This is a genomic window from Winogradskyella sp. UBA3174, from assembly GCF_002364335.1.
Classification (GTDB): Bacteria; Bacteroidota; Bacteroidia; order Flavobacteriales; family Flavobacteriaceae; genus Winogradskyella.
On record NZ_DEXW01000039.1, the window covers coordinates 1,516 to 4,861 of the forward strand.

4 protein-coding genes are annotated in these 3,346 nt (G+C 30.0%); 3 read left to right on the top strand and 1 reads right to left on the bottom strand.

The features are described 5' to 3' along the window. The 3 genes from B2U95_RS05855 to B2U95_RS05865 form a co-directional block, all read left to right on the top strand. On the top strand, positions 1–360 hold a 360-nt coding region (locus tag B2U95_RS05855; RefSeq protein ID WP_296313739.1), incomplete at its 5' end, for a GIN domain-containing protein. Positions 361–389: 29 nt separating this feature from the next. Beyond that, positions 390–1,172 (top strand): hypothetical protein, encoded by a 783-nt coding sequence (locus B2U95_RS05860; RefSeq protein WP_296313741.1) that lies wholly within the window; start codon positions 390–392, stop codon positions 1,170–1,172. Positions 1,173–1,175: 3 nt separating this feature from the next. Then, the gene (locus B2U95_RS05865; protein WP_296313742.1) at positions 1,176–2,225 is read left to right on the top strand and encodes a S41 family peptidase; all 1,050 of its coding nucleotides are present in this window, start codon (positions 1,176–1,178) and stop codon (positions 2,223–2,225) included. 449 nt (positions 2,226–2,674) lie between these two features. Here the strand turns inward: B2U95_RS05865 and B2U95_RS05870 are convergent. Continuing rightward, the coding region (locus tag B2U95_RS05870) for a vanadium-dependent haloperoxidase (protein WP_296313744.1) at positions 2,675–3,346 on the bottom strand (672 nt) is incomplete at its 5' end.

Genomic DNA, 3,346 nt, shown 5'->3' on the forward strand with positions numbered 1-3,346 from the left:
TTCGAACTAAATATCCAGATGCCCTTTTTACAGGAGTTTCAAATGAATGATGATACTCAAGGAAAAATAGATTTTGTCCTTGATCAACTTGATATAAAAATAAATAACTCAGCACAGCTGGAGTTAATAGGTTCCTCTGAATCCCTAAATATAAACCTTGGAGACGATAGTAGAATAGATGGTTTTTTGTTTGCTACTACATCTTTGAATGCTAATGTACAAGATGATTCTGAATTAAGTATTACCTGTAATAGTGAATTAAACGGTAGTGTAAGTGATGACTCAATACTTCGCTACAAAGGAAGCCCCGTAATAAATGCAACGACCTCGGATGATGGTGAAATTATTAATGCAAATTAATTACTAACATAAATAAGTAAAAAAATATTATGAAAACAATAAAGTACTTTCTTCTAATATTAATAGTTGCCCTAACTTATTCTAAAGTATACTCCCAAAAAGATAGTACAATACAAAATAGTATTACTATTTCCACTGGGTTGAATCAAGGATATTTTAAAGATTTAAATTTTTCGCCTTTAAACTACTCCATTTCTGGTGTAAATTACGGAATTACTTACTCGAGAAGAAATAACAAAAGTATTTTTCTGACTTCTCTAGTTTTTAATAACAATACGATAAATACAATTCAACAAACTGTTTTCCCAGAAGCTATATATTTTCAAGGAAAAGTAAAAATAGCTTACCTTAGAAAGGTAAATAAAATCTCAAACAAAGTTGATTTTTTTCTTGGTGGTCAATATCAATCAAACATTAATTATATAGATTGGCAAGGAGAATCTACTTCCTTTCTAGTAGCTCACAGTCTTGGTATTTCTTTTTATGGGGAATTTCGTTTTAATAATAAACACGCTATAAATTCTTCTATTTCTTTACCCTTATTTACACTAATGGTTAGGCCTCCTTATTCAGGTTTTGATGAAGAATTAGATGAAAACAGTGACAAACCATTACGTTTAATCACAAATGGGTATTTTACTTCAGTAAATAATTATGTGTCTCCAAGTTTTTCAATTCAATATGAATATAATCTAACCAAGCGTTTTTCAATATCGGTAGAATATCAAATGAATTATCAAAATCAGAGCAAGAATGATAGGTTTATAACCTATCAAAACCAAATACGAATAGGGCTAAGCCATAAATTTTAAACAATGAAAAATAACAAATACATTCTTATCACATTATTAGTTAGCATTATATTACTAAATTCTTGTGAAAAAATGATTATTGGAGAAGATGAAATAAACTCTCCTGAGAATAACTTCGAACTCTTATGGAATGACTTCAATGTACATTACGCACTTTTTGGAGTTAAAAATATTAATTGGCAAGATGCTTATAACATATACAGGCCACAAGTAAACCCGAACACTTCTAATATGGAACTTTGGGACATTACTTCTAATATGCTTGATTTATTAAATGATGGACACACTACATTAATAGACGCCAACAACAATTTAAAATTTGAATCAGGTGATTCGCTTAATGTTATAGCGGAAAGTGAATTTGATTTAAACTTATTAAAAACCAAATATCTAGATTATCTAACAAATTCTTCTGAACCAGATATCTCATTCGGTAAATTAAAATATAAAGATATTGGTTATGTTCATTTATCTAGTGTCGAAGGTGACAACCCTGAAATTATTGACAACATAATTCAACAATTAAAACAGCATAAAGCTATAGTTGTTGACATAAGAAACAATGGTGGTGGTTCTGATGATTATGCTCATAGAGTTGCAGGTGCTTTTGCAGATGGAGAGCATTTTATTTATACTGTACAGACAAAAAATGGAACAGGTATTGATGATTTTGATGCTAAAACTAAATGGTTTACAAAACCAGAAGGAACAGAACAATTTTTAAAACCAGTAATTTTACTAACTGATAGAGTTACAGCAAGTGGAGCAGAAATATTTACCCTCAATATGAAAGCATTTAATCATATTACCGTTATTGGAGACACAACAGCTGGAGACCACTCAGACCAAAGTGATTTAAGGTTTCTTCCAAACGGATGGGTTTATACCTATTCACCACAATTGTATTTAATGCCAAACGGAGAAAGTTTAGAAGGGATTGGGATTTCACCTGATGTATATATAAAAAACACAGAAACCTTAATTAACAGCAACATTGACTTAGTTATTGAGACAGCTATTAATTATCTCTTCATAGAGTACAATATTGAATAAAACGTTTGCTAACACTGTATAAAAAACATAGGGCACTTTGTACTAAACTGAAAGTTTTGTGCATTTTAACAAAGTCCGCCAAATATAAAACTTGGCGTTTAAGATAAAAAATAAAAGCAAAATATTTATATTTGGATAAGTAATAAACCGAAACGGAAGTGCATATTAATTGCCCTACGTTTCTTACACTAGACGTTGGCAACTATAAAAACAACTGATAAAAATTAAGTCGTAAATGATGACAATTATATAGATAATATAAAAAGAAGTTCTAGTCATTTCCACTTGAAAAGAATAAAAAATACTTACCATTTAACCAAAGTATTCTTATACCTCATAAAAAAAACCTCAGACAAGAAATGTTTTGTCTGAGGTTTTAATCTTTTCCCTATAAAAAATTGTATAAGATTAGAGATTTAATTTTGTGTTTTTAAATGATAATCAATCATTTAATTATCAAAAATATTAATTACATTTTCACCTATTTGAAATCCTTGTTCTAATCCTAGATCAATTCCTTCTCTAAAATGTATACCTCCGTATAATCTTGATTCAGCAGCTTCCTCTGCCATATCATAAAAAGATGAATATTCTCTTGGTGTGCCATCAATATCTGCTCTATTTTCGTGAGTACGATCAATAAATGCGTAATTATCTCCGAATAATGAAGTTAAAATACTTGCTAATGCCCCTGATTGTACTGAATGACCTGACGTATATTCTGGAAACGGTGGAGTTTCTAAAATTGTTTCCCAGGAAGCGTCAATTTGATTTTTGATTACTGTAACTGGTCTTGGGTAATTGGTTGTATATTTTACTTTCCAGCAAGAAATAAAAGAATCATTAATCCCAATAGCTAATTTTGCAAATGCTTCAGACGAAGCTAATAAATCAAAATCATTATCATTAATTAACTGGTTTAAAATTGATATTGAATGTCCAGGAGGTGTGGCAGAAGTTTGTGGGTCATCTGACCAAAATTCAGCTATTACAGTTTGTTCAGACGTTATATTATTTACTACTTCGTAAACTTCAAGAGCTCTTTGATAATAAATAGAATTAACGTCAGTACTATAAACTGGCGGGTCAACAGGAATAGAGTTTTCAACATTTAATGAAAT

Excerpts from the sequence above, each read along its gene's own strand:
- B2U95_RS05865 (WP_296313742.1), top strand. The coding sequence starts at position 1,176 with ATGAAAAATAACAAATACATTCTTATCACATTATTAGTTAGCATTATA.
- B2U95_RS05860 (WP_296313741.1), top strand. The coding sequence starts at position 390 with ATGAAAACAATAAAGTACTTTCTTCTAATATTAATAGTTGCCCTAACT.